The organism is Gordonia pseudamarae (genome assembly GCF_025273675.1).
Lineage (GTDB): Bacteria > Actinomycetota > Actinomycetes > Mycobacteriales > Mycobacteriaceae > Gordonia > Gordonia pseudamarae.
Genome location: NZ_CP045809.1, coordinates 499,908 through 525,908, shown reverse-complemented (window position 1 = coordinate 525,908; position 26,001 = coordinate 499,908). Strand labels below are relative to the sequence as shown.

Genomic DNA, 26,001 nt, shown 5'->3' with positions numbered 1-26,001 from the left:
GGGTGATCGAATGAGCCTGGAACCTGGCGGGAAACAATGTCTTCTCACCAGGTTTCGAGGCTCGCAGGCTCGCACCTCAACCGGCGAATGGGTGTGCGGGTGAGGATGGCGAACCCGGCGAAGGGGGGTGGTCAGCTTTCGGCTACGACCTGGGCGGCCTGCCGGGCGATGGCGAGTTCTTCGTTGGTGGGGACCACCAGCACCTCCACGCGGCTACCGTCGGCGGAGATGCGTCGGACCTCTTTGGAGCGCATCGTGTTTCGCTCGGGATCGACGATGATCCCGAAGTTCTCCAGACCGGCCAGGGTGTCGGCGCGCAGGCCGGCGGCATTCTCCCCGACACCGGCGGTGAAACAGATGGCGTCGAGGCTGCCCAGTTCCAGCAGGTAAGCGCCGAGGTAGTGGCGCAGCCGGTGCACATAGACGTCGTAGGCCAGCTTGGCCGAGGCGTCGCCCTGCTCGATCAGCTCGGTGACCGAACGGAAGTCGCCCTCGCCGCACATGCCTTTGAGGCCGGACTGCTTGTTGAGCAGGGCGTCGATCTGGTCGGCGGACAGTTTGACCACCCGGTGCAGATGCATGACGACGCCCGGATCGATGTCGCCGCTGCGGGTTCCCATCACCAGACCCTGCAGCGGCGTCATCCCCATCGAGGTGTCGATCGGCACCCCGCCGCGGATCGCAGAGGCCGAGGCGCCGTTACCGAGGTGCAGCACGATCTGATTCACCTCACCGTAGGGCCTGCCGAGAAACTCCGCGGCCTTCGCCGACACGTACTCGTGGCTGGTGCCGTGAAAACCGTAGCGGCGGATCGCGTGCAGACTCGCCACACCACGGTCGATCGCGTAGGTGGCGGCGGCATCGGGCAGACCGTGAAAGAACGCGGTGTCGAACACGGCCACCGCGGACACGTCCGGAAGCAACTCCGCCGCCGCCCGGATTCCGACCAGGTTGGCCGGATTGTGCAGCGGCGCAAGGCTGGAGATGCGTTCGATCTCGCTCATCACGTGCTCGGTGATCAATGTCGGCAGAAAGAAGGTACGCCCGCCGTGCACCACGCGATGCCCGACGGCACGCAAACCCGCTGTCGCCAGGTCGATCCCGTCCTCGGCGAACAGCGCGGCGACCCGCTCGAAGGCCGCTCTGTGGTCGGGTAGCAAGATCCGCTCGGTGACCTCGACACCATTGAGCTCATGGGTGATCGACGAGCCGGTGTCACCGATCCGCTCACACAGCCCTTCGGCGGTCACCACCCCGGTATCGGGGTGCACCAGTTGGTACTTCAGCGACGACGAACCCGCGTTGAGAACCAGAACCGAACCGGGAACACTCATATGGCATCACCCTTCGCGGTGGACTGCACCTCAATCTTCTGGGCCTGAATCGCGGTGATCGCCACGGTGTTGACGATGTCGGACACCAATGCGCCGCGGGAAAGGTCGTTGATCGGCTTGTTGAGGCCCTGGAGCACCGGACCGATCGCCACCGCACCCGCGCTGCGCTGGACCGCCTTGTAGGTGTTGTTGCCGGTGTTCAGGTCCGGGAATATCAGCACCGTCGCCTTGCCCGCGACCGGGGAGTCAGGCATCTTGGTAGCGGCCACCGACGGTTCGACCGCCGCATCGTACTGAATCGGGCCCTCCACCAACAGATCCGGTCGGCGCTCACGCACCAGCCCGGTGGCCACCCGCACCTTGTCGACGTCCGCGCCCGACCCGGACCGGCCTGTCGAATACGACAGCATCGCCACCCGCGGATCGATACCGAACGCCGCCGCCGTCTCCGACGACGAGATCGCGATGTCGGCGAGTTGTTCGTCACTGGGATCGGGCACCACCGCGCAGTCACCGAACGCGAGCACCTGATCGGCCAGACACATGAAGAACACGCTCGACACCGTCGACACGCCCGGCTTGGTCTTGATGATCTCGAATGACGGACGGATGGTGTGCGCGGTGGTGTGCGCGGCCCCCGACACCATCCCGTCGGCCCTGCCCGTGTGCACCATCATCGTGCCGAAATACGAGACGTCGCGGACGATGTCGCGGGCCGCCTCCGCATCGATGCCCTTGTGCTTACGCAATTGGTGATAGAGGTCGGCGAATTCGTCGACAAGATCGGAATCGAGCGGGTTGATGATGTCGATGCCGTCGACATCGATGCCGAGTTCGGCGGCGCGCGCGGCAACCATCGCCGGATCACCGAGCACCGTCAGCCGGGCGACACCACGGCGCATCAGCAACCCGGCGGCACGCAAGATGCGGTCGTCGTTGCCCTCGGGCAGCACGATGTGCCGCTGATCGGCACGGGCGCGGGCGATCAGCTTGTACTCGAACATCTGCGGGGTGACCACCTCGGCGAGCGGTACGTCGAGCGGCTTCATCAGCTCGGCCGCGTCGATGTGCCGTTCGAGCAAGGTGATCGCGGCCTCGATCTTGCGGGCCGACAGTCGACTCACCCGCCCCCGGGTGTGCGCGGCCGTGCGGGCCGTCTCGTAGGTGCCCTGCTCGCACGCGATGATCGGGAGCGTGGAGCGCAGACCCTTGACGAGGCTGTCGATCATCGGATGCGGCCGCAGGCCGCCGTTGAGAATTATGCCGGTAAGCCTCGGAAATCCATGTGCGACATTGGCATTGACGAGAGACAACAGGACGTCGGAGCGGTCGGCCGGAGTGATCACCACCGTGGAATCGGTGATGCGTTCCAGGATGTGCTCGACGGTCATGCCGCCGACCATCACCCGCAGCGCCTCACGGTCGAGAAGTTCGGGATCACCGCTGTACAGGTCGGCGCCGAGAGACTCCTGCAACTCACCCATGGTGGGCGCCACCAGAATCGGGTCCTCGGGCAACGCCCACGACGGGACCCCCGTCGTCGACAGTTCGGCTGCATAGTGTTTGAGCTGCGCCGGATCGCACCGGTTGGCGATGAGCACGGCGGTGCTGGCATGCGCGGCGGCGATCTCGCCGATCAGCAGTTCGGCATGGGCACGCAGGCTCGCGGGGGTCTGATCGACGGCCCTCAACGCCAGTACCACCGGCGCCGACAGGTTGGCAGCGACACGAGCGTTGAACGACAGTTCCGACGGATTACCGATGTCGGTGTAGTCCGAGCCGAGAATCAGCACCGCGTCGCACTGCGCCTCGACGGCATGGAAGCGGGCGACGATCTCGGCGACCGCGGCATCCGGGTCCGCGTGCACCTCGTCGTAGGTGACACCGAGGCATTCCTCGTAGGCGAGGTCGGCCGAGGAGTACTCCATCAGCAGTTCGAGGATCCGGTCGCGTTCACCGTCGGCGGCGGCCGCCGAAATAGGCCGGAACACCCCGACCCGGCCGCTCGTGGCGGTCAGGAGCGCGAGGAGCCCGAGGGCGATCGCCGACTTCCCGGTGTCCCCCTCGGCCGAAGCCACGTAGATACTCTTGCAGGAAGACTCTGAATCAGGCGTCGGCGACTGTCCCATGCGCTAAACCCTAACCTCCCCGGTCGGCCGGTGCGATACGACTCCCTGGGCGGCCGACGACCGGCCGAGGTGAGCCGGGCCGCCCGGCGAGCAACCCGGCCCCGGCTGGATGACGAGGTCATCGTGCGGGGTTTCGAGGCTCGGTCGCCGGGCGACCTCGCACCTCAACCGGCGGGAGATTCGGTCGCCGGGCGACCTCGCACCTCAACCGGCGGAGAAGGGAGGTTCTAGACGGCCAGCGTACGCAGGCGTGGTTCGAGATCACGGGCGAAGTTGTCGAGGAAACGCCGCTGGTCGTGGCCGGGCGCGTGGAACACCAGGTGGTTGAGTCCGGCGTCGGTGTAGAACCTGACCTTCTCGACCGCCTCGTCGGGGTCGGAGGCGACGATCCAGCGCTTGGCGACCTGCTCGATGGGCAGCTCGTCCGCGAGGCGTTCCATCTCGGTGGAGCTGTTGACGCTGTGCTTCTGTTCCGGGGTCAGCGACAGCGGTGCCCAGAATCGGGTGTTTTCCAGCGCCAGTTCGGGATCGGGGTCGTAGGAGATCTTGATCTCGATCATCCGGTCGATGTCGTCGGCGTTGCGGCCGACCTTCTCCGCGCCCTCCTTGACGGCCGGGATGAGCTTGTCCGTGTACAACTCGGCGCCCTTGCCGGAGGTGCAGATGAAGCCGTCCCCGGCGCGGCCCGCGTAACGGGCGACCACCGGACCACCCGCCGCCACGTACACGGGGACGGGCTTCTCGGGGATGTCGTACATGTAGGCGCCCTGCGTCGTGTAGTACTCGCCGTCGAAGTTGACCTCCTCGCCGGTCCACAGCTCACGCATCAGCGCGATCGACTCGCGCAGCCGGGCGAAGCGTTCCTTGAACTCGGGCCACTCGCCCTGAAAGCCGGTGGCGTACTCGTTGAGCGCCTCACCGGTGCCGACACCGAGCATGATGCGCCCGGGATACAGGCAGGCCATGGTGGCGAAGGCCTGGGCGATGACGGCCGGGTTATAGCGGAAGGTGGGAGTCATCACCGAGGTGCCGATCTGCACGCGCTCGGTGCGCTCACCGACCGCGGCCATCCAGGCCAGTGAGAACGGTGCGTGACCGCCGTTGTGCCGCCACGGCTGGAAGTGATCGCTCACCGCGACCGAATCCATACCCGCCCGTTCGGCGGCGACCGCGATCTCCACCAACTCGCGCGGGTCGAACTGCTCGGCAGACGCCTTGAATCCGAGCTTGAGTTGTTGTGCCACTGCTTCTCCTTCACACCGGTCCCGACGCGGCAATGCTCTGCCACCTGCCGGCCCGCACCGGGCGGCCGGTTCCCGACCACGGCCCGAGCGAGCACTCGCTCACCAACGTACCCGGCGAGCGGCATCGGCTGTCATCAGGATCACACCGCACCGGGGACCACACCACACGACCCGTGGACACCACCGTTGCGCGGACTCGGCGCCACCCACTAGCGTCGAACAAGTATTCGACCGTTGCCGACACGAGGAGTTCTGCCGTGAATGCGTTGTCCCCCGCCGCCGACGGCGTGCCGCGCTGCTCGTGGGCCGCCCGCGAACCGGAAACCGGCTACCACGACACCGAGTGGGGTTTCCCCGTCGGCGATGACGTCCGGTTGTTCGAGAAGATCTGCCTCGAAGGTTTCCAGTCCGGCTTGTCCTGGCGCACCATCCTGCTCAAACGCGACAACTTCCGGGCCGCGTTCGCCGGATTCGACATACCCACCGTCGCCGGGTTCGGCGAGCACGAGGTGGAGCGGCTGCTCGGTGACGCGGGCATCATCCGGCACCGAGGCAAGATCAACGCCGCGATCAACAATGCCGCCCGTGCTCTCGAACTCATCGACGAGGCCGGATCGCTCGCCGCCTTCGTGTGGCGGTTCGAGCCCGAGGTCGCCGCGGATCCGACGGCCGAACCGGTGTCGATCACGCCCGAGTCGGTGGCGCTGTCCACGGCGCTGAAGAAGCGCGGCTGGAAGTTCGTCGGACCCACCACGATGTACGCGTTCATGCAGTCGATGGGCGTAGTCAACGACCACGCGCCCGGCTGCCTCACCTACGAGCCGGTCGCCCGCGCCCGCGAACAGTTCTCCCGCCCGAAACCGCCGGCCGGGGTACCGTTGAGCCCACCATGACCTCCCGATCAATCGAGTGGCTCACCGAATTCACCGCCGCGCAAGAGGATCCGGCCGAGATCGCCGCGTTCGTCCATCGCACCGCCGAAGTGATCGGCACCCGGACCGGGCGCCTGCCCGACGATGTGTGGGCCACGATCATCGAGGCGATCGAGGAGCATTGGCGGGCGTTCCTCGGCGAGGTGAGCACCAACGACCACGGCATCACCGAACTCGTACCCGCCGCACACCGGCTCGCGGTGCAGTTGGCCGGCCACCATCTCGATCTGCCGGTACTGTTGATGATCTATCAGGCCGCACAGACCGCGTCGTGGGATTTCGCGGTGGGCGTGGTGGCCGGCGCGCCCGGCGACCTGGACCACACCACCCTGCTGATCTGGTTCTGGACCAAGGCTTCTCGCTGGTTCACCGCATCGATCGAGTTGTCGGTGGCGGTGTATCAGGAGGAGTTCAACCGAATCCGCCGACGCGGCGACACCCGCCGACACGAGTTGGTCGCGGATGTGCTCTCCGGCAAGGAGATCGGTGCGGCGGAGCTGTCCGCCGAACTCGGCGGCCACCACCTCGCCGGGGTGTCGCACGTGGCGATCATCGCGCACGCCCTCACCACCGACGCGATCGAACGACTCGAGGCCGCCATCACCGCGGTGTCGGCGGCGGTGCACGGTGCGGCACCGACCCTCGTACGGCCGGGCGGCCGGGAACTGTGGGGCTGGATCCACACGCCGGACACAGCCGGCGCGCTGCTCGAGTCGCTCGACTCCGGCAGCCTCGGCATCGACGCCGCCACCGTCCGCCTGACCGTCGGCGGCCCCGCCTCCGGCATGGCTGGATTCATTGCGGCACACAAGGATGCGCGGGCAGCGCAGCGGGTGGCGCTATCGCCGTCGCGCACCACCGCGGTCACCGTGTATCGCCGGGTCGCGGCACTGACTCTGCTGGCCCTCGACCACGACGCCGCCACCCGGTTCGCCCTGAGCACCCTCGGCCCGCTCGCGGACCCCGACCATCGGCAACTGCGCGAGACGATGCGGGTCGTGCTCACCTCCACCGAATCCGCCGACGCCGTCGCGGCCCGGCTCGGGGTGCACAAGAACACCGTCCGGTACCGGGTCCAGCAGGCCGAGCGGATGCTCGATCACCCGCTCCGGTCCGGAGCGGGTGATCTGCTGCTGGCTATCGACTACCTGGACGCGTTTCCCGGCGACCCGACCCGCCCCCCGGGGGGAGAAGTCCGAACTGGGTTGAAATCCACCTTTTCGCGGACTCCGCAGTCCGGGCAGCACCAGTCGTCGGGGATCTCGGCCCAGGCGGTACCGGCGGCGAAGCCTTCGGCCTCGTCTCCGGAGGCCACCTCGTAGGTGTACCCGCAACCGGGGCAACGGGCGGCCATCACCTCGGTGGCGTACACCTGCCTGGTGACATCGTCCTTCTGCACGTCGATCGCCGCTCCCGGAGGCGGGAACGTGGCCATCAGCTTGTCGAGTGCGCCGGGCTGGACGTTGGCCAGGCGCACGTCCCCGTCGAAGTGGGCGACCACGCGCGGGTCCATCACCCTGCGCCAGATCGGCGGAATCAGCGCGAGCACGATCATCCCGGCGTAGCCGGTGGGCAGGGTCGGTGACTCCTGGTAGTCGCGCAGTGTCTGGTAGCGGCGGGTGGGGTTGGCGTGGTGGTCGCTGTGCCGCTGCAGGTGGTACAGCAGGATATTGGTGGCGATGTTGTTGGAGTTCCACGAGTGCGACGGAAGAACACGCTCGTAGCGACCGGTGCGCGTCTTCTGCCGCAGCATGCCGTAGTGCTCCATGTAGTTGACCACCTCGAGCAGCGAGAATCCGACGGCGGCCTGCAGGATCAGGTACGGGATCACCCCGACACCGGAGATCGCGATGACGGCCGCGAACAGCACCACGGTCATCGCCCAGGCGTTGAGAACGTCGTTGCCCCAGTGGAACGGATGGGTCTGTTTGCGTTCGAAACGCTTCTTCTCACTGTTCCACGCGCTGCGCAGCGAACCGGCGACGGTGCGCGGCCAGAACCGGTAGAAGCTTTCGCCGATTCGCGAGGACGCCGGATCCTCGGGAGTGGAGACCCGGGTGTGATGGCCACGGTTGTGTTCGATGAAGAAGTGGCCGTAGGCGGTCTGGGCGAGCGCGATCTTGCCGAGCCAGCGTTCTTCCTTCTCCCGTTTATGGCCGAGTTCGTGGGCGGTGTTGATGGCGATACCGCCGACCAGGCCGACGGAGACGGCCAGGCCGATCTTGTCGACGACGGGCCAGTCGGCGGTGCCGATCAGGTACATCGCGACGACGAAGCCGGCATACTGCAGCGGAAGGAAGGCGAAGGTGACGTACCGGTAGTATTTGTCGTTCTCCAGTTCCTCGATCATCTCGTCGGGCGGGTTGGACGAGTCGACACCGACGAGCAGATCGGTGAGCGGCACGATGACGAAGACGACGATCGGGCCCGTCCACAGGAACACCCCCAGGTCGGTGAGCGCGTACAGGCCCATCGCGAGGAACGCGAGCGACGGGACGACCAGCCCCATCAGCCAGAGATAGCGTTTGCGGTCCCGCCATTTCTCGGTGGTGCCGTCCGCGACGGCACCGCTGGCTTCCAGACTCATGATCGGCATCTCCCTCACAAACAATGACAACGTTCGATGTTGTCATCGTGGCAGGGATCTACGTCACAATCATCGGCCGATCCCCACAATATATCGGCCGGAGCTTGTGCTTTTTCACAATTACCGTGGTGGGTGCGCGGTCAGTCGTCGTCTTCGTCGTCATCGTCGCCGCGACCGGGGGGCGCTTTCCGGAGCGGCGGGGCGGGGGCGAGTCTACGTTTGCGGAACTGCAAGAACACCATCGCCAGGTTCACCAGGATCATCGCGATCCCCACCAGACCCCAGCCCCACCGGCCGTCGACGAACCAGCCGATCGACAGATAGCCCACGCAGCCGATCAGGATGATCGAGCCGACCACCGTCATCGCCATCGACACACCCGCAGCGGTGCGCTGCATCTCCGAATAGGTCACCGGAACGCATCCCATCCGGTCAACGCCTTGCCGATCATCAGCTGGTGCATTTCGCTGGTCCCCTCATAGGTGAGTACGGATTCGAGATTGTTGGCATGCCGGATCACCGGATACTCCAGGGTGATTCCGTTGGCACCCAAGATGGTTCGGCACTCTCGGGCAATCTCGATAGCCTCGCGGACGTTGTTGAGCTTGCCGAGGCTGACCTGCTCGGGAGCGATCTCGCCCGCATCCTTGCGGCGCCCCAGATGCATCGCGAGCAGGAAACCCTTACCCACCTCCAGGGCCATGTCGGCGATCTTGGCCTGGGTGAGCTGGTACCCGGCGAGCGGCTTGTCGAAGACCTCACGGGTGCCGGCGTACTCGATCGCGGTCTGCAGGCAGTCCCGGGCGGCGCCGATCGCGCCGAACACGATGCCGAACCGGGCCTCGTTCAGGCAGCTCAGCGGACCTCTCAACCCCTCCACCCCGGGCAGCATCGCCGACGCGGGCAGCCGCACGTCCTCCAACACGATCTCACCGGTGATCGACGCCCGCAGCGACATCTTGTGCTTGATCTCGGGCGCGCTGAAACCGGGGATGTCGGTGGGCACGACGAATCCGCGCACCCCGCGCGCACCCTCGGCCAGATCGGTCTTGGCCCACACCACCGCGACATCGGCGACAGGTGCGTTGGTGATCCACATCTTGGCACCGTTGAGAATCCAGTCGTCACCGTCACGTTTCGCCGCGGTGCGCATGCCCGCCGGATTGGAACCGAAATCCGGTTCGGTGAGGCCGAAACAACCGATCGCCCGGCCCGCGGCCATCCGCGGCAGCCACTCCTGCCGTTGTTCGTCGGAGCCGAACGCGTGAATCGCGAACATGGCGAGGGACCCCTGCACCGACACGAAACTGCGCAGACCGCTGTCGACGGCCTCCAACTCCAGACATGCCAGGCCGTAGCTGACGGCCGAGGTGCCGGCGCAGCCGTATCCCGTCAGGTGCATCCCGAACACGCCCAGCTCGCCCAGTTCCAGGGCCAGGTCGCGAGCGGGCAGGGTGCCGTCCTCGAACCACCCCGCCACATGCGGCCGCAGCCGTTTGGCGCCGAAGTCGGCGACGGTCGCGGCGATCGCGCGCTCCTCGTCGTCGGTCAGGGTGTCGAAGGCGAACAGGTCGGCGACACTGCGCGGGGCGGTGCTCATCGGTTCCTCCTGGATCGGGTTCATATCCGGGTCGCCAGAATGGCGGCGACGACAATGGACACCACCACTATCGCAGCGACCACCACCAGCACCGCCGACGGCCCCGGCATGTCACCGCCCTCACGCAACACCGTCATCGTGCGCCGCCACCGATAGCCACCGGTCACCGCGATGGTCGCGCCCACCACCACCATCAGGACACCGATCGCCGCGTCCAGCCACTCGGCATCACCGCTCGGTGCCACGTACACGATCGCCACGCCCGCGGCGATGAACCCGAGCGCGGTACGCACCCACGCCAGAACCGTGCGCTCAGCGGCGAGGGTGAACCGGGCGTCGACGCTGCCCGGCGGTGGTCCGGACCGGTCAGCCGGCCTGTTCATCCCGGCCATCGGCGACCTCAGCCGCCCGGACCGCCGCCGTCGCGAACTCGGCGGTCAGGCGTATCGCCTCCCGCGACTGCGGCTGGTCGAGCAGCATCGGGAAGGCGTGCACCTGCCAGGCATAACTGTGCAACTGCACCTCGACGTCCGCGGTCATCAGGCGTTCGGCGAGTGTGATCGCATCCGGTTCGAGCAGTTCGGCCTCGGCGGTGATCAGGATCGTCGGCGGGAAGACCAGCGGGTCGACGTCGACGATACTGCGGGCACCGGCCAGCGCCACCGGCCCCCGCTCCAGCAGCGGCACCAGCCTGCGCATCTTGCGGATCGGCAAGTACGAATCGGCGCGGCTCGACCGGTCGGGGTTGCTGCCGGCGTCCAGATCGAGCCACGGCGAATAGCCGATCCACGCGGTCGGCGACGGCAACCCGGCACCAGTGGCCAACTCGATCACCTTGCCGCACAGAAAACCGCCCGCGGAATCACCGGCGAGGACGATCCGCCGGAAACCGCGTTCGGTGAGCAACTCGCGGTAGGCGTCGAGGGCGTCGGCCACCGAGGTGCCCACCCCCACCCCGGGAAGCTGCCGGTATTCAAGAGCGAACACCGGCAGTCCGGTGCCGCGGGCCAGCTTCCCGGTGATAGCGCGATGGGTGCCGATCCCGGCGACGATGAACGCACCGCCGTGCAGGTACAGGATCGCGGTGTCGGTGCCGCCGCGGCTCGGACCGGCGGGCATCGACAGTTCGGTGCGGCGCCCGCCCAGGGTCACCCACTCGTGCACCACCCCACGCGGCATCGGGGCCTTCTCGGTGATCTTCGCGTCGAGCCTGGGCAGGATCGACATCCCGGCGGCGGTCAGCGGCCACAACGCGAGCAGCGGCCGCAAGGTGAGGCGCAGGAAGACGAACATGACATAGGAGCGCAGGCTCGAATGCCGGTGACGGGTGATCGACATCATCGTCCTCTCGCCCGGCTGCGCGGGCCGTCTCGATCGTGCGGTGGACATGTCCCGCACACCCCCGACGCCGAACCTACACGCCGTGGCCGCCCGGATGTCGCGGCCCGCCGAGAAACCGGTGGGTGAACACTCGATGGCATGGTCCCCGCCGGGACCTGACGGGCGATATTCTCTCCTGGTGACGAACGGCGGCGATGCATGAACCATATTCCGGAGCACTATCTGCTGTCCGGACAGGCGAGCCCGCCACGCACGTTGTGCGACGTCCTGGACGCGACCGCCAAGAGCTTTCCCGACGCCCCTGCCATCGACGACGGCGACACCACACTGAGCTACCGCGAACTGCTGGCCATCGTACGCCGCACCGCATCCCGGCTGCGGGACGCGGGTGTGCCGCGCGGCGGCCGGGTCGGGATCCGGATGCCGTCGGGTTCGCGGGACCTGTACATCGCGATCCTGGGCACCATCTACGCCGGGGCCGCGTATGTACCGGTCGACGCGGACGACCCGGAGGAACGCGCGACCCTGGTCTTCGGTGAGGCCGGCGTCGACGCGATCATCACAGCGGACGGCATCGAGAACCTGCCCGGCGCGAACACCACCGGCGCCGCGAACACCGGCGACGGCCGCCCGGATATCACCGACGACGCGTGGATCATCTTCACCTCCGGCTCCACCGGCACCCCCAAGGGCGTGGCGGTCACCCACCGCAACGCGGCCGCGTTCGTCGACGCCGAGGCGCGACTGTTCCTGCGCGGCGATCCACTCGCACCCGGCGATCGGGTGCTGGCCGGGCTGTCGGTGGCGTTCGATGCCTCGTGCGAGGAGATGTGGCTGGCCTGGCGCAGCGGCGCGTGCCTGGTACCGGCGCCGCGAGCCCTGGTCCGCAGCGGCATGGACCTGGGCCCCTGGCTGGTGCAACGGCAGATCAACGTGGTCTCCACGGTTCCGACACTGGCCTCACTGTGGCCGCCGGAGGCACTCGAAGCGGTGCGGCTGTTGATCTTCGGCGGTGAGGCCTGCCCGCCCGAACTGGGTGAACGACTGGCCGTCGACGGCCGCGAGGTGTGGAACACCTACGGCCCCACCGAGGCGACCGTCGTCGCGTGCGGGGCCCTTCTCGACGGCACCGGCCCGGTGCGCATCGGCCTGCCGCTACAGGGCTGGGACCTGGCCGTCGTCGACGCCGACGGACAACCGGTGGCCGAGGGCGAGGTCGGCGAACTGGTGATCGGCGGCGTCGGCCTGGCCCGCTATCTGGATCCGGCCAAGGACGCCGAGAAGTACGCGCCGATGCCGACACTCGGCTGGGAACGGGCGTACCGGTCCGGTGACCTGGTGAGGCTCGAAGCCGACGGACTGCTGTTCCAGGGCCGCGCCGACGACCAGGTGAAGGTGGGCGGCCGCCGTATCGAGCTCGGCGAGATCGACAATGCGCTGCAGCAACTTCCCGGTGTCGGCGGCGGCGCGGTGGCGGTGCGCAAGTCGGCCACCGGAAACTCACTGCTCGTCGGCTACCTGGTGTCCACCGACCCGGACTTCGACGTGACACAGGCACACACACTCCTGGCCGAGCGGCTGCCGGCGCCGATGGTGCCGCGCCTGGCGCTCGTCGACGAACTGCCCACCCGCACCTCGGGCAAGGTCGACCGGGCCGCCCTGCCATGGCCGCTGCCCGGAGTCGCCGCCGACGCCGCCGACCTGAGCGAGACCGAACAGTGGCTGGCCGGGCTGTGGACCGATGTACTCGGTATGCCGGTGGGCGATGCGAACTCCGACTTCTTCACCGAGGGCGGTGGATCGTTGTCGGCGGCACAGCTGGTCACCGCGATCCGCGCCCGGCACCCCGAGGTGACCGTCGCCGACCTGTACGACCATCCACGGCTCGGCTCGCTGGCCCGGCATCTCGACGACAGGCACACACCGCAGGTCATCGAGGAACGGTATGTCCGCCCCACCCCGCGATCCACCGGTCTCGCCCAGCTGCTGCTGTCGGTGCCACTGACCACGCTGACCGGGTTGCAGTGGGCCACTTGGCTGGGGGTCATCAACAACGTGGCCGCCGCCGTGGTCGACGCCGCCGACCGCGACGTCGACTGGCTGGTCACCGCCGACTGGTGGGTCGTGATCGTCGCCTTCCTCGTGTTCATCACCCCGCCCGGCCGGATGGTTATCGCCGCGATCGGGGTCCGGGCACTGCTGCACGGTGTCGGCCCCGGCGCATACGCCCGTGGCGGCGGTGTGCACATCCGGCTGTGGGTGGCCGAACGGCTGCTGGAGGCCAGCGGTGCCGCCAACCTGTCGGGTGCACCGTGGATGATCCATCTGGCCCGGGCACTCGGCGCGTCCGTCGGCCACGGCGTCGACCTGCACACCATCCCGCCGGTCACCGGCCTGTTGACCGTCGGCGACGGCGCGTCCATCGAACCGGAGGTGGATCTGGCCGGCTGGTGGATCGACGGCGACGTGGTGCATATCGGTGAGATCGTGATCAAACCGGGCGCAACGATCGGCGCCCGCTCCACCCTCATGCCCGGTTCGGTGATCGGCCGCGACGCCGAGGTGGCGGCCGGATCCGCGGTGTTCGGCAAGGTCAAGGCCCGCCAGCACTGGGCCGGCTCCCCGGCCAAGAAGGAGGGCAAGGCCTCGCATCCGTGGCCCGACCGCCGCCCCGACCGGCGCAGCTGGTGGGTGCCGCTGTACATCCTGTCCTCGCTCTTCCTGGCCGCGGTACCGCTGATCTCCCTCGGCGCGGGTCTGGCGGTGATCGGCACGTGGGCGCTGTACGCCGACCGGTTGCGCGATGTGATGGTGCGCGCGCTGATCCTGCTGCCCGTCGCCGCGATCGTCTCGCTCGCGGTGTTCGCACTGATCACGCTGATATCGGTGCGGCTGCTCTCGCTCGGGATGACCAAGGGCTATCACCCGGTGCGCTCACGTGTCGGATGGCAGGTGTGGTTCACCGAACGCCTCCTCGACTCGGCCCGCACCTACCTGTTCCCGCTGTACGCGAGCCTGCTCACCCCGGTCTGGTTCCGGGCGCTCGGCGCGAAGGTGGGCAGAGGCACCGAGATCTCCACCGCGCTGGTGCTGCCCAAGTTCACCACCATCGACGACGGCGCCTTCCTCGCCGACGACACCATGGTCGCCTCCTACGAGCTCGGCGGCGGGTGGCTGCACATCGACGACGCCAAGGTGGGCAAACGCTCCTTCCTCGGCAACTCCGGTATCACCGGCCCCGGCCGTAAGGTGCCGAAGAACTCCCTGGTCGCGGTGCTGTCGGCGACCCCGGAGAAGGCCAAATCGGGGTCGAGCTGGCTGGGCAGCCCGCCCGTCCGGCTGCGGCGCACCTCCGCATCGGGCGACACCTCCCGCACCTTCGATCCGCCGACGAAACTCAAGGTGGCCCGCGCGATCATCGAGACGCTGCGCCTCATCCCGGTGATGGTGTCGTTCGGGCTCGGAATTTTCATGCTGCTGGGCCTGCAATACATCGCCTTCCACAGCACTATCGTCGTCGCGGGCGCGGTGTCCGGACTGCTGCTGTTGGTGGCCGGTGCCGCCGCCTGCTGCATCGCCGCGGCCGCGAAGTGGCTGGTCGTCGGTAAGATTCCGGTGTCCGAGCAGCCCCTGTGGAGTCCGTTCGTGTGGCGCAACGAACTGTCGGACGCGTTCGTCGAAACCGTCGCCGCACCCTGGTTCGCCAATGCCGCCACCGGCACCCCGATCTTGAATGTGTGGCTGCGGATGCTCGGGGCCAAGATCGGCCGCGGCGTGTGGTGCGAGACGTACTGGCTACCCGAAGCCGACCTGGTGACCCTCGGCGACGGCGCCACCGTGCAACGAGGCTGCGTCGTGCAGACGCACCTGTTCCACGACCGTGTCATGGCGATGGACCACGTGACGTTGGAAGCGGGCGCGACACTCGGTCCGCACTGTGTGGCCCTCCCCGCATCGGGCCTCGGCGAGTCCGCAACCGTCGGCCCGGCGTCGCTGGTGATGCGCGGCGACGTAGTCCCCGCCCACACCCGCTGGCAGGGCAATCCGATCGCCCCCTGGTCGGGTTAGCCGCTGCCGCGTCCTGTCAACGATTCGCGCGACAATGGCGTCGGCAAGTCTGATAGCAATGTCACTCCGCTGATACAGATTCTCGCCGACAATCGGGATGAATCCGTTCGCCGAGCGATCGCGCGCCGATGAAACGAACACGGAAGCCGAGGTAACCCGATGACGTTGTCTCCCAGCCGAAGAGACACCGGGCAGACGAACAGCACCTCGGATGACCGACTGCTCTGGCTGTTCGTCGCAGGGCTCGGGATCGGACTTGCAGTCGCAATCGCGGTCTACGCACCGGTCACGCTCCGTACCCAGGGCGCACTCGATATCGTGGGTCCAAGCCTGCGACCCGGCTCGCCTGGATATAACGCGGCCAATGCCTCATTGGGGTATTGGGCATCTTGGGCCGTCTCGATCGCCGCCGTGGCGGCACCCGGCCTGCTACTCCTGCTCAACAGGCGATACCGATCCCTCGGGCACGGGTACCTGTTCGCCGCAGTACCTGTGGGAATCGCGGTTGCCGCAATCGTCATCGGCTTCGAGATCAGCGGGTTCACCGCGTCGTGACTGCCCGCAAGCACCCGGTCAACACTGACGAGCCGCCGTCGCGCGCTGGCCATCCCCGTCGCAGCGATGCGCACAGACCCCTGACGTTCCCATGTCGCAGACCTGCGACGCGGGAGTCATTCGTACTGGTAGCGGGCCTTGAGGATGATCAGGTCGTCGCCGTCGACCTGGTAGACGAGACGATGCTCGTCGTCGATACGGCGTGACCACAGGCCGGTGAGCGCCTGACGCAGGGGTTCCGGTTTTCCGATACCGCCGGATGGTTCGCGCAGGGTCTCGGTGATCAGCCGATTGATCCGTGTGAGCTTCTGCCGATCGGCGGTCTGCCAGTGGGTGCAGTCCTCCCAGCCACGCGGCGTGAAGACCAGACGCATCAGTCGTCGGTATCCAGCTCATGCTCGACGAGTTGACCGGCTTCGGCCTGCACCATCGACTCCAGCAGACGCCGTGCGTTCGCGGGCGAACGCAACAGGTACGCCGTCTCCTGCAGCGCCTCGTACTGCGCGAGCGACATCAGCACCGCGTTGCCGCGCTTGGAGGTGATCTCTACATCGGCCGCGGGTTACAACCCCGCCCGAAACGACTCTGAGCGGCCACCTTCGCCATGCCATCAGGAAAGCGGGAAATCAGATACCTACTTCGTTCCGCCAGCGTGCCGACAGGCGGAATCGGAGGGGGCGGCGCGAGACAGTCTCGATGATGCCGTCGTCGATCGGGGCCTGGATTCGTTTGCGGATGAACTGTTTCGACTTCCCCGACGCGTTGGCGATCTCGTCCAACGTGATCGTGCCGCCCGGACCGAACAGGACACCCTGACCGACCATGTACACGATGTCCCTGGTGGGATCGTCGCCGGGTACCTGCTCGGCGATGACATCGGAAAGCATACGCAACCTGGTCAGTCGGTCGACGAGATCAGAGTCCAGGCGGCTCTGCGCCGACGCGATGATCTCCAACATCGTCACCACGAAGGGGGTGATGTCGCCACGGTTGAGAGGATTCTCGGCGTCGGCGAACGCGCGATAGTAGCGGTCCTTGTCATCGGCGATCGTCGCCGACAAAGACAGCCAGGCGATCGGCGTCAGCGACCGACTGAGTTCGACAGCCAGCAGGAAGCGGCCAGTCCTGCCGTTGCCGTCGTAGAACGGGTGGACATTTTCGAAGATGAAGTGGGCGACCACGGCACGGACGAGCTGCGGAATCTCGTCGTCACGAGACTGTTCGAGCATGGTTGTCAGACCTGCGTTGATCGCCGATTCGGGAACGACCCCCGAGTGCACGGCCTTCTGACCCGAGGTGACCGTGACCGGGCCTTTCCGGAATCGCTCGCCGTCGGGCGCGTCCTCCTCACGTACCTCACCGGCGGTCACCGAGTCGTACATCGACCGGAGGTCATCCAGGTCACTCGGACTGGTCACCGACTCGTCCCCGAGACTCAAGTAGAGGCGGGCCACCTCCTTGAACCTTCGAGTTCCGATTGTGTCGTCCTCCCTGAGTGCATCGAGTGCCTCAGTGATTTCCTGGCGCGACGAATGAACGGCCTCGATCTCGTTGGTGGCCTGGATCTCCTCGACGATCATCGAGTCGAGGTAGTGCGCGCGAGCCACACCCGGCAGCGCCGACCACCGACCGCGGATCGTCGACTCCAGAGACATGACACGCTCGATGAGCACCGCGATCTCCGGTGTCACGAGACAGAACATCGCGTGGTCGCCGATGGAGAAATCCCAGGTGATGGTGGCGGGCGAGCTCCGGCGTGCCGTCTCCTCGGCGTCGGCGGCAGCCCGATCCTTGATGTGAAAAACTGCCTTCAGTGTGCGATAGGCCACCTACCACCCTCCTCTATTTGATCCAGAAGTCAATCTAGATCAAATAGCTCCCCGAAGGGCGATCGTATTTCATCCAGACCAGCGTCAGGAGTACATGGAACCCGGCTGAGATGCTGCTTAACACGCGGCGTGTGGAGTTTCGTGTCCCGCACCAGTGGCCTACATTGACCACAGCTGCCACACGTTCAGGAAGGGGGCCGGTACGCACATGCGCGATCAGGGCCGGGCACGAACGGCATGGCTGGCCGGGGCGCAGGCGTACCGCTCGGGGCGCACCGCGTCGGCCACGATGCAATTCGAACACGCTGTCACCCTTGATGAGGGTATGGCCGACGGCTGGCTCGGCTTGCACGCGCTCTCGCATCGCTCCGACGAGGCACTCGAGCAGATGGCCCGGTACGAACACCGCTTCGGCGAGGAACGTCGGCGTACCCGGGTCAGCCTCGACTCCCGGTTCGTGATCGGCCCGTACGTCACCTACCGGCTGCGCAATCACACCGACCTGTGGTCGGCGATCGCCGCGTCGCACCTGAACAACAAGGAACACAACCTCGCGTACACCGCCATCGGCCGGATCGCCGCCGACACCGAGCAGGGTATCTACCTGCGCGGCTACCACGCCTACGTCACCGGCGACCGCGACAACGCCATCACCGCACTGCGCGGGGTGATGGGCCACGACAAGTACCTCGACGCGTCGGCGCGGCTGCTGAGCGCGATCCTGCTGGCCGAGGTCGGCGCGATGGCCCCGGCCAAAGGCTATCTGACCTCGCTGCTCGAGCAGGAGTTCCTGCCGCAGATCCACGCCGAGGCCCTGCTGGTGCGCGGCCTGATCGCCCGCGCCGAAGACACCGAGGACGCGGCGATGAACGACTTCCATCACGCGTTCGCGCTGCGGCCCGACCTGCCCGGCCTCAAGGAGGCGATGGCCGGGCGCGAGTCGGCACCCCGGATCACCGTCACCCGGGCCGCGGCGGCCGTCTCCGACGCACCCGGACCGCCCGCCCCCACCGACGAAAACACCGGACAACCCGACACCGAAGCCCGACAAACCGGCGCCGGCGACACACTCGAAGCAGTGCTCGCCGACCTCAACAGCCAGGTCGGGCAGCAGTCCATCAAACGCCAGGTCATGATCATCATGGCGCAGACCCGCGCCCAGATCGCCCGCCGCGACGCGGGCCTACCCCAACCCCGGATGACCGAACACTTCGTGTTCACCGGCCCACCCGGTACCGGCAAGACCACCATCGCCCGCATCATCGCCCGCCTCTACAAGGCACTCGGCATCCTCGACGGCGGGCACGTTGTCGAAGTGGACCGATCCGGCCTCATCGGGCAGTACCACGGGCACACCGTCGCCCGGACCAAAGCCAAACTCGACGAGGCGATGGGCGGGGTGCTGTTCATCGACGAGGCATACGCCCTGCACACCGAGGGCTTCACCGACGGTGACCCGTACGGCACCGAAGCCATCGACACCATCCTCAAACGGATGGAGGACGACCGCGACCGGTTCGTGGTGATCGCCGCCGGCTACCCCGAACCCATGCAGCGCTTCCTCGACTCCAACCCCGGACTGCGCTCACGCTTCACCACCACCATCGACTTCGCCTCGTACACGGCGACCGACCTGATCAAGATCGCCGACTCGATGGCCGCGTCGTCGGGCGACCGGCTCACCCGCAACGCCTACGGCGTCCTGGAGAACGTGCTCGCCGTACTCGACGCCCAGGGCCGCCTCAAAGACCCCTCGTTCGGCAACGCCCGCTTCGTGCGCAACCTCATCGAGAGCGCCTCCCGGCACCGCGACCTGCGCCTGTTCGCCGACATCGACGGTCAAGCACCCGACGCCGAGGAACTGACCACCATCACCTCCGACGACATCCGGGCCGCGGCGGGCGCGCTGCGCTGACCCGGATGTCCCCCGTCGCTCCGCTCACCCGGACACCCCCCGTCGCTCCGCTCACCCGGACACCCCCCGTCGCTCCGCTCACCCGGACACCCCCCGTCGCTCCGCTCACCCGGCGACGACCGACGACGGCACCGGTCAGCTCTTTACCTTCTTGTAGACGAAGTGGTCGACGGCCAGCGTGCCCGCCTGCGCGAAACCGACCGCGGCCAGACCCGCGATCAACGCCAGCGGAAGCTCATAGCCACCCTGCGAGGTCCAGAAACCGGCGTCGAGGTGAGCGAAGTAGATCGCACCCGCCATATCGACGATCAGCAGCACGCACGCGACCGGCAACAACAGCCCGAGCGCCACCGCCACACCGCCGAGCAACTCCACCCACGCCGCGTACTGCGCCGCGATCTCGGGCCACGGGACGCCCATCGCGTCGAAATCCTGTGCCACCCGGTCTGTTCCGGTCTCGAACACCTTCTGCCAGCCGTGCATCACAAAGATGAATCCCAGGATCAGGCGTGTGACCAGATGTGCGTATCCGTTGATCCCCTTGACCATGCGGCCCCTCCACTCGGCAACTACAGAGGTCGACGATCCGCCGACCCAGCCACACGCACCCGGATCACACGCATGTGACCCCTCCGGTGCTCGGGGACCAACTTATACGGCACAGCACCGCGCGTCAGCCCGCGCCCGAACATTCCCAGCGTCCCGCTCGTCCCGGTATCCCCCGTCGCTCCGCTCGCCCCGGCATCCCCCGTCGCTCCGCTCGCCCCGGCATCCCCCGTCGCTCCGCTCGCCCCGGCATCCCCATACCCAGTGCCGGAGCCGAGGTGCGGGTAACGTGGGTGACCGCACGGCCCGACGGCGGGTAAGTGCCTGAACCAGAACGAACAGCGAAGGAGCGTTGCGTGCCGGGTAAGTCGGGCCGACGAGCACCCCGCATGCCACTCCTGGGAGCACCGTCGGACGCAATCGACCCCTATCTGCCACGCAACGGGAATCTCGGGTTCCGGGTACTGCGCTACGACCTCGAACTCGAGTACAAGGTCACCAGCAACCGGCTCGACGCCACCGCCACGCTCACCGCGACATCGTTCCAGGATCTGCGCCGGTTCACCCTCGACCTGGCCGGCACCATGCGGGTGAGCCGGGTCGGCGTCAACGGCAAACGTACTCGCTACACCCACCGCAGTGGCAAACTCGCCATCACCCCCGCCGAGATGATCCCGCCCGGCGGCGCGATGACCGTCGCGGTGCGCTACACCGGATCGCCCAAGCCGATCAGCGGCGCCTGGGGCGAGGTCGGCTGGGAAGAGCTCACCGACGGTTCACTGTGCGCCAACCAGCCCAACGGCGCGGCGTCCTGGTTCCCGTGCGACGACCACCCCAGCTGCAAGGCGCCGTACCGGATCTCGGTCACCACCGACAGCCCGTACTACGCACTGGCCAACGGGACACTCGTAGACAAGCGGGTACACGGCTCGCGCACCACCTGGGTGTATCAGCAGGTCGAACCGATGTCGACCTACCTGGCATCGGTACAGATCGGGCATTACAAGCAGATCAGCCTGCGGCAGAAGCCTTTCCCGGTACGTGCGGTCCTCCCGCCGAGACTGAGCCGCAACTTCGAGGTCGACTTCGACCGCCAGCTCGACATGATCGACGCGTTCAGCGAGATGTTCGGACCGTACCCCTTTCCCGGGTACACCGTGCTCGTCACCGATGACGAGCTGGACATCCCCATTGAGGCACAGAGCTTTTCGACATTCGGAGCCAATCACTGCGACGGCAGCGGGGACGCCGAACGGCTCGTGGCGCACGAGTTGGCCCACCAGTGGTTCGGCAACTCGGTGACCCTGGAACGCTGGCGCGACATCTGGCTGCACGAAGGTTTCGCCTGCTACGCCGAATGGCTGTGGAGCCAGCGTTCGGGCGGCCCGTCCGCCGACGAATGCGCCCGCAGGTACTACCAGAAACTGCGCGCGACGCCGGTGCGCGTCCCGCTCGCCGACCCCACCCCGGCCAAGATGTTCGACGACTGGGTGTACAAGCGGGGTGCCATCACCCTGCACGCGCTGCGCCTGCGGATCGGCGACGGCAACTTCTTCGCCCTCATCCGGCGCTGGACCGAGAAGTACCGCTACGGCACCGCCACCACCGAGGACTTCATCTCGCTGGCCGCCAACTACACCACCGAGCCACTCGGCGAGCTCTGGCGGCAATGGCTGTTCACCCCCGCCGTTCCGCCGTACCCCGGTACCGGCACGTAAGACCCGGAGGGGTCGCGTTCGTCGCATGACCGCGATGGGGAAGACCGCGATGGGGAAGGTGACGGCCGCGACAGTCGTGGCCGCCGCGTCCGGCTACCTCGTTCTGCTGCTGGCCGCCCGCGATCTCGGGGCCACCGGGTACGGGACGTTCGCGGCGTTCTGGGCGGACGCCGCTGCTCGCCCTGCCCGACGGACATGTCACGCGGGTGACGCTGGCCCTGATCGTCGGCCCGCTCGGCGGGGTCGCGATACATCTGGCCCAGCTCAGCCGCGCCCGACGGCCCGCACCCGGGCCAGGCCATGATGCAGACGCGAGGTGAGATGCATCTTCGCCGCCCGCTCCGCCCGCGACCAGCCCAGACCCGCGCAACGCCGGGCGGCCGCCGCAAAGAACTCCGACTCCTCCGCGAACCGGCCGCCGTCGACGGCCGGCACCGAACCCACCGACGCCGCATGCCTCCGGTAGGAGAACACCACGCGCGGGTCGTACACCAGCGCCCCACCGTCGACCGTCAGGTCCAGCAGCAGGGCCAGATCGAGCACCACATCCAGACCCGGCCGGAACCCGGACTCGCCGACCGCCCGGACCGCCTCGGTGCGCCATAGCAACGACGGAAAGTACGTCCAGTTGCCGCGCAGCACGCTCACCGCCAGATCCTGCCCCGACAAGACCGTTTTCTCCTTGGGCGCCAGCAGGTGTTTGGCCCGGTCGACGAGCGGTCGCCGCACCAGTCCGGTGCCGTCGATGACCTGCACGCCCGGCGCTATCACCGCCGCCCGCGGATAGATCCCGGCCAACTCCACCACCCGGGACAGATAGCCCGGATACATCGCGTCGTCGCAGCCCATCACCACGAAATAGTCGGCGGTGACCAGGTCCACGCACCGCCGGACGTTGGCGTTGACCCCCAGATTGGTGTCGTTGCGCAGATATCTGACCCGATCATCGCCCAACGATTCGGCCCATCGCCACGGGGCGTCGTCGGGATAGCAGTCATCGACCACGGTCACGCGGAAATCGCGGTGCCGCTGATGCAGAACGCTGAGCAGAGCCTGCCGAAAGTGTGTGAAGTCGCCATAGAACGGCATCATGACGTCGACCAGCACCAGCCCAGCCTAGTGGCTCACCGAAATCGCCCGGTCTCCGGCACATGACAACAGGTACGGGCGTGGCGTCGACGACGGCACCGACGGAACGGCCGAACAGCTCCGCGCGGCCCGGCCGGCGGCGCCCGGCGTGCGGATCGTGCACCACCCGGTCAACCTCGGCCAGGGCGCCGCCATCCAGACCGGCGTCGAATACGCGCGGGCCATACCATGGGAACGGTACTTCGTGACCTTCGACGCCGACGGACAGCATCGGGTTGAGGACGTCGAGGCGATGGTCGGCCGGCGCCGCATCCTTGGTGTTGATCGCCGTGGTGCGGCGAGCGCGAGGGCTGCCTTGGGATGCCGATCGCGATGCCGCGGCGACGGGTCGTCCGATGGTCATCGGCGTGAATGACCGAATGCCCCGGCGGTCAGGACGGGGTAGGCGCCAGGGAGCGCAGATAATCCGCGACCTCGGCATACGAGGGAAGCAGACCCGAATCCGCCGCAGCGGCCAAAGACGGTGCCGCGATATCCTTTTCCGACAGCGAGTAGGTGAGCGGAGTGCCGTCGTGGGCGGTCGTGGGCCACTCGATGCCCAGCGCCGGATCGAGAGGATCGATGCCGTGCTCGCCCGTCGGGTTGTAGCCGGTCGAGCACAGGTAGGTGACCGTGGAACCATCTGCCAGCGAACAGAATCCGTGACCCAGACCCTCCGACAGGTACACCGCACGACGATCGGTGTCGTCGAGCAGCACCGTGTCGTGGACACCGAATGTCGGTGAGCCCACCCGGATGTCGACGATCACGTCGAGAACCGCACCTGACGGGCAGGTGACGTATTTGGCCTGCCCCGGCGGGACGTCGGCGAAGTGGATGCCGCGCAGCACACCCGCCGCCGACACCGACAGATTGACCTGGGCGAGGTCGAACCGATGCCCGATCACCTCCGCGAGTGTCTCCGCCTTGAACGCCTCGGTGAACAATCCCCGCGAATCACCATGCAGCACCGGGGTTATCTCCCACGCCCCGGCAATGGCCAACGGACGCACACGCATCAGAACCCCTTTCCGCGCCCGAGGAGCTCGAGCAGATAGTCGCCGTACCCCGATTTGCGCAACGGTTGCGCCAGTGCGCGCAGCTGGTCGTCGTCGATGAAGCCACTGCGCCAGGCGATCTCCTCGGGGACCGCGATCTTCAGACCCTGCCGCTGCTCCACCGTCCGCACGAAATTGCCGGCATCGAGCATCGAATCGAAGGTGCCGGTGTCGAGCCACGCGGTGCCGCGCGGCAGCACCTTGACCGCCAGCTTGCCCCGCTCCAGATAGTGCGAGTTGATGTCGGTGATCTCATATTCGCCACGCGGGCCGGGTGTGAGGCCGCGCGCGATCTCGACCACGTCGTTGTCGTAGAAGTAGAGTCCCGGCACCGCGTAGTTCGACCTCGGATTCCGCGGCTTCTCCTCCAGCGACCTGGCCACACCGTGTTCGTCGAAGTCGACCACCCCGTAGGCGCCCGGATCGGCCACCCAGTAGGCGAAGATCGCGCCGCCGTCGAGTCCGTCGAAACCCCGCAGTTGGCTGCCCAGGCCCGGGCCGTAGAAGATGTTGTCGCCGAGGATCAATGCCACCGACTCGTCACCGATGTGGTCGGCGCCCAGGACAAACGCCTGCGCCAGGCCGTCGGGGGACGGCTGTGTCACATACGAGAGGTTGATACCGAACCGGTCGCCGGTGCCCAGCAGATGCCGGAACGCGGCCGCGTCGTGCGGGGTGGTGATGATCAGGATGTCGCGGATCCCGGCCAGCATCAGCGTCGCGAGCGGGTAGTAGATCATCGGTTTGTCGTAGACGGGGATGAGCTGTTTGCTCACCCCCTGTGTGATCGGATGCAGCCTCGATCCGGTTCCGCCTGCCAGAATGATTCCGCGCACGAGGGCCAGCGTAGGGCATCGGCCGATCGGCCATCAGTACCCTGGGCGCGAGCACGGTACGGACGAGCGCGGCACGGGTGAGCGCGGCACGAAGGGTTGAGGATGCGGGTACTGGTCACAGGCGGGGCGGGTTTCATCGGTGGCAACTTCGTGTTGCGCTCCCTGACGACCCGGCCGGACGTCGAGATCACGGTGATCGACAAGTTCACCTACGCCGCCAACCCGGCCGGCCTCGACTCCGTGGGCGACCGGGTCGAGCTGGTCAAAGCCGATATCGCCGACGCGGATGTGGTGGACGAGCTGGTCGGCAAGACCGACCTGGTGGTGCACTTCGCCGCCGACACCCACAACGACAACTCCCTCATCGACCCGGCCCCGTTCGTGCACGCCAATCTGATCGGCACGTTCACGCTGCTCGAAGCGATACGCAGGCACGGTGTGCGCTTCCACCACATCTCCACCGACGAGGTGTACGGCGACCTCGAACTCGATGATCCGGCCCGGTTCACCGAGGCCACCCCCTACAACCCGTCGAGCCCGTACTCGGCGACCAAGGCGGGCAGCGACCTGCTGGTGCGGGCGTGGGTGCGATCGTTCGGGATAGCCGCCACCATCTCCAACTGCTCCAACAACTACGGCCCCTACCAGCATGTCGAGAAGTTCATCCCCCGGCAGATCACCAACGTGCTGACGGGTGTGCGGCCCAGGCTGTACGGCGACGGCCGCAATGTACGCGACTGGATTCACGTCGACGACCACAACGACGCGGTGTGGGCCATCATCGACCGGGGCGAGATCGGTGAGACATACCTGATCGGCGCCGACGGCGAGACCGACAACCGGACCGTCGTCGAAACCGTCCTGGAGCTGCTCGGGCAACCGGCCGACGCCTTCGATTTCGTCACCGACCGGCCCGGACACGACCGGCGGTACGCGATCGACCCGACCCGATTGCGCACCGAACTCGGCTGGACCCCGCGCTATGTGGACTTCCGTTCGGGGCTGGCGGCCACCATCGACTGGTACCGCGACAACCCGGGCTGGTGGGAAGGCACGAAGGCGGCCACCGAGGCCCGGTACGGCTCAACCGAGAAGATCCTGCCGACGTAGACCTGCCTGGTGCTTCCGTGGCCGGGACGCACGAGGTTGCGATGAATCAGGCCGGCGACCGGCATCGGATA

20 protein-coding genes and 4 pseudogenes are annotated in these 26,001 nt (G+C 67.2%); 9 read left to right on the top strand and 15 right to left on the bottom strand.

Annotation, left to right across the window (positions count from 1 at the left end):
• Positions 1 to 131: 131 nt before the first annotated feature.
• The 3 genes from GII31_RS02245 to fgd all read right to left on the bottom strand — a co-directional run bounded on the left by GII31_RS02245 (position 132) and on the right by fgd (position 4,707).
• Positions 132 to 1,334 carry an acetate kinase gene (locus GII31_RS02245; RefSeq protein WP_213246407.1) on the bottom strand — a complete coding sequence of 401 codons (1,203 nt, stop codon included), beginning with the start codon at positions 1,332 to 1,334 and terminating at the stop codon, positions 132 to 134.
• Complete coding sequence (gene pta / locus GII31_RS02240; protein WP_260840252.1) at positions 1,331 to 3,463, bottom strand: phosphate acetyltransferase; 2,133 nt, start codon at positions 3,461 to 3,463, stop codon at positions 1,331 to 1,333. The genes GII31_RS02245 and pta overlap by 4 nt, the downstream gene beginning before the upstream one ends.
• Before the next feature lie 227 nt (positions 3,464 to 3,690).
• On the bottom strand, positions 3,691 to 4,707 hold the full coding sequence (gene fgd, locus GII31_RS02235) for a glucose-6-phosphate dehydrogenase (coenzyme-F420) (RefSeq protein WP_213246403.1): 1,017 nt from the start codon (positions 4,705 to 4,707) through the stop codon (positions 3,691 to 3,693).
• A 257-nt stretch (positions 4,708 to 4,964) separates the two neighbouring features.
• Between fgd and GII31_RS02230 the strand changes: the two genes are divergently transcribed.
• Complete coding sequence (locus tag GII31_RS02230) at positions 4,965 to 5,600, top strand: DNA-3-methyladenine glycosylase I (protein WP_407649873.1); 636 nt, start codon at positions 4,965 to 4,967, stop codon at positions 5,598 to 5,600.
• A pseudogene (locus GII31_RS02225) lies at positions 5,597 to 6,757 on the top strand (PucR family transcriptional regulator); the annotation flags it as partial. The gene GII31_RS02230 and the pseudogene GII31_RS02225, both read left to right, overlap by 4 nt.
• Before the next feature lie 26 nt (positions 6,758 to 6,783).
• On the opposite strand, the gene GII31_RS22490 reads toward GII31_RS02225, so the two are convergent.
• The 5 genes from GII31_RS22490 to GII31_RS02195 all read right to left on the bottom strand — a co-directional run bounded on the left by GII31_RS22490 (position 6,784) and on the right by GII31_RS02195 (position 11,164).
• Positions 6,784 to 8,226, bottom strand: coding sequence for a fatty acid desaturase (locus tag GII31_RS22490; RefSeq protein ID WP_213246401.1), 1,443 nt, complete (start codon positions 8,224 to 8,226; stop codon positions 6,784 to 6,786).
• Positions 8,227 to 8,366: 140 nt separating this feature from the next.
• Positions 8,367 to 8,639, bottom strand: a complete 273-nt coding sequence (locus GII31_RS02210; protein WP_213246399.1) for a hypothetical protein — start codon at positions 8,637 to 8,639, stop codon at positions 8,367 to 8,369.
• Positions 8,636 to 9,826: an acyl-CoA dehydrogenase family protein gene (locus GII31_RS02205; RefSeq protein WP_213246397.1), complete on the bottom strand. Its 1,191-nt coding sequence runs from the start codon at positions 9,824 to 9,826 to the stop codon at positions 8,636 to 8,638. The genes GII31_RS02210 and GII31_RS02205 overlap by 4 nt, the downstream gene beginning before the upstream one ends.
• Positions 9,827 to 9,846: 20 nt before the next feature.
• On the bottom strand, positions 9,847 to 10,209 hold the full coding sequence (locus tag GII31_RS02200; RefSeq protein WP_407649872.1) for a YidH family protein: 363 nt from the start codon (positions 10,207 to 10,209) through the stop codon (positions 9,847 to 9,849).
• Positions 10,193 to 11,164, bottom strand: a complete 972-nt coding sequence (locus GII31_RS02195; RefSeq protein WP_213249725.1) for an alpha/beta hydrolase — start codon at positions 11,162 to 11,164, stop codon at positions 10,193 to 10,195. Before GII31_RS02195 ends, GII31_RS02200 begins: the two co-directional genes overlap by 17 nt.
• 201 nt (positions 11,165 to 11,365) lie before the next feature.
• On the opposite strand from GII31_RS02195, the gene GII31_RS02190 reads away from it, so the two are divergent.
• Both GII31_RS02190 and GII31_RS02185 read left to right on the top strand, forming a co-directional pair.
• Positions 11,366 to 15,235 carry a Pls/PosA family non-ribosomal peptide synthetase gene (locus GII31_RS02190; protein ID WP_213246393.1) on the top strand — a complete coding sequence of 1,290 codons (3,870 nt, stop codon included), beginning with the start codon at positions 11,366 to 11,368 and terminating at the stop codon, positions 15,233 to 15,235.
• A gap of 159 nt (positions 15,236 to 15,394) precedes the next feature.
• Entirely contained in the window at positions 15,395 to 15,790 is a 396-nt protein-coding gene (locus tag GII31_RS02185) for a hypothetical protein (RefSeq protein WP_260840251.1), read from the top strand.
• Positions 15,791 to 15,906: 116 nt separating this feature from the next.
• On the opposite strand, the gene GII31_RS02180 is transcribed toward GII31_RS02185, so the two are convergent.
• The 3 genes and pseudogenes from GII31_RS02180 to GII31_RS02170 all read right to left on the bottom strand — a co-directional run bounded on the left by GII31_RS02180 (position 15,907) and on the right by GII31_RS02170 (position 17,619).
• Positions 15,907 to 16,164, bottom strand: a complete 258-nt coding sequence (locus GII31_RS02180; protein WP_213246389.1) for a Txe/YoeB family addiction module toxin — start codon at positions 16,162 to 16,164, stop codon at positions 15,907 to 15,909.
• Positions 16,164 to 16,340, bottom strand: a pseudogene (locus GII31_RS02175) (type II toxin-antitoxin system Phd/YefM family antitoxin); the annotation flags it as partial. The pseudogene GII31_RS02175 and the gene GII31_RS02180, both read right to left, overlap by 1 nt.
• A gap of 76 nt (positions 16,341 to 16,416) precedes the next feature.
• A complete protein-coding gene (locus GII31_RS02170) occupies positions 16,417 to 17,619 on the bottom strand; it encodes a Fic family protein (RefSeq protein ID WP_213246385.1) in 1,203 nt (400 codons plus the stop codon).
• A gap of 208 nt (positions 17,620 to 17,827) precedes the next feature.
• On the opposite strand from GII31_RS02170, the gene GII31_RS02165 reads away from it, so the two are divergent.
• Positions 17,828 to 19,534 carry an AAA family ATPase gene (locus GII31_RS02165; RefSeq protein ID WP_260840250.1) on the top strand — a complete coding sequence of 569 codons (1,707 nt, stop codon included), beginning with the start codon at positions 17,828 to 17,830 and terminating at the stop codon, positions 19,532 to 19,534.
• 135 nt (positions 19,535 to 19,669) lie between these two features.
• Here GII31_RS02165 and GII31_RS02160 read toward each other — a convergent pair whose 3' ends face one another.
• Entirely contained in the window at positions 19,670 to 20,083 is a 414-nt protein-coding gene (locus tag GII31_RS02160; protein WP_213246381.1) for a DoxX family protein, read from the bottom strand.
• A 353-nt stretch (positions 20,084 to 20,436) separates the two neighbouring features.
• Between GII31_RS02160 and GII31_RS02155 the strand changes: the two genes are divergently transcribed.
• On the top strand, positions 20,437 to 21,798 hold the full coding sequence (locus GII31_RS02155; RefSeq protein ID WP_213246379.1) for a M1 family metallopeptidase: 1,362 nt from the start codon (positions 20,437 to 20,439) through the stop codon (positions 21,796 to 21,798).
• 25 nt (positions 21,799 to 21,823) lie between these two features.
• Positions 21,824 to 21,964: pseudogene (locus tag GII31_RS22555) on the top strand (polysaccharide biosynthesis protein); the annotation flags it as partial.
• Between the two features lie 98 nt (positions 21,965 to 22,062).
• On the opposite strand, the gene GII31_RS02150 reads toward GII31_RS22555, so the two are convergent.
• Entirely contained in the window at positions 22,063 to 22,905 is an 843-nt protein-coding gene (locus GII31_RS02150) for a glycosyltransferase family 2 protein (protein ID WP_213246377.1), read from the bottom strand.
• Positions 22,906 to 22,972: 67 nt separating this feature from the next.
• Between GII31_RS02150 and GII31_RS02145 the strand changes: the two are divergent.
• A pseudogene (locus GII31_RS02145) lies at positions 22,973 to 23,212 on the top strand (glycosyltransferase); the annotation flags it as partial.
• A gap of 106 nt (positions 23,213 to 23,318) precedes the next feature.
• Here GII31_RS02145 and GII31_RS02140 read toward each other — a convergent pair.
• Together GII31_RS02140 and rfbA are read right to left on the bottom strand one after the other, a co-directional pair.
• Positions 23,319 to 23,945, bottom strand: coding sequence for a dTDP-4-dehydrorhamnose 3,5-epimerase family protein (locus tag GII31_RS02140; RefSeq protein WP_213246376.1), 627 nt, complete (start codon positions 23,943 to 23,945; stop codon positions 23,319 to 23,321).
• Positions 23,945 to 24,820, bottom strand: a complete 876-nt coding sequence (gene rfbA, locus GII31_RS02135) for a glucose-1-phosphate thymidylyltransferase RfbA (RefSeq protein ID WP_213246374.1) — start codon at positions 24,818 to 24,820, stop codon at positions 23,945 to 23,947. The genes GII31_RS02140 and rfbA overlap by 1 nt, the downstream gene beginning before the upstream one ends.
• 102 nt (positions 24,821 to 24,922) lie before the next feature.
• Here rfbA and rfbB point away from each other — a divergent pair, with 102 nt between their 5' ends.
• Positions 24,923 to 25,930: a dTDP-glucose 4,6-dehydratase gene (rfbB, locus tag GII31_RS02130; RefSeq protein ID WP_213246372.1), complete on the top strand. Its 1,008-nt coding sequence runs from the start codon at positions 24,923 to 24,925 to the stop codon at positions 25,928 to 25,930.
• Positions 25,931 to 26,001 lie beyond the last annotated feature (71 nt).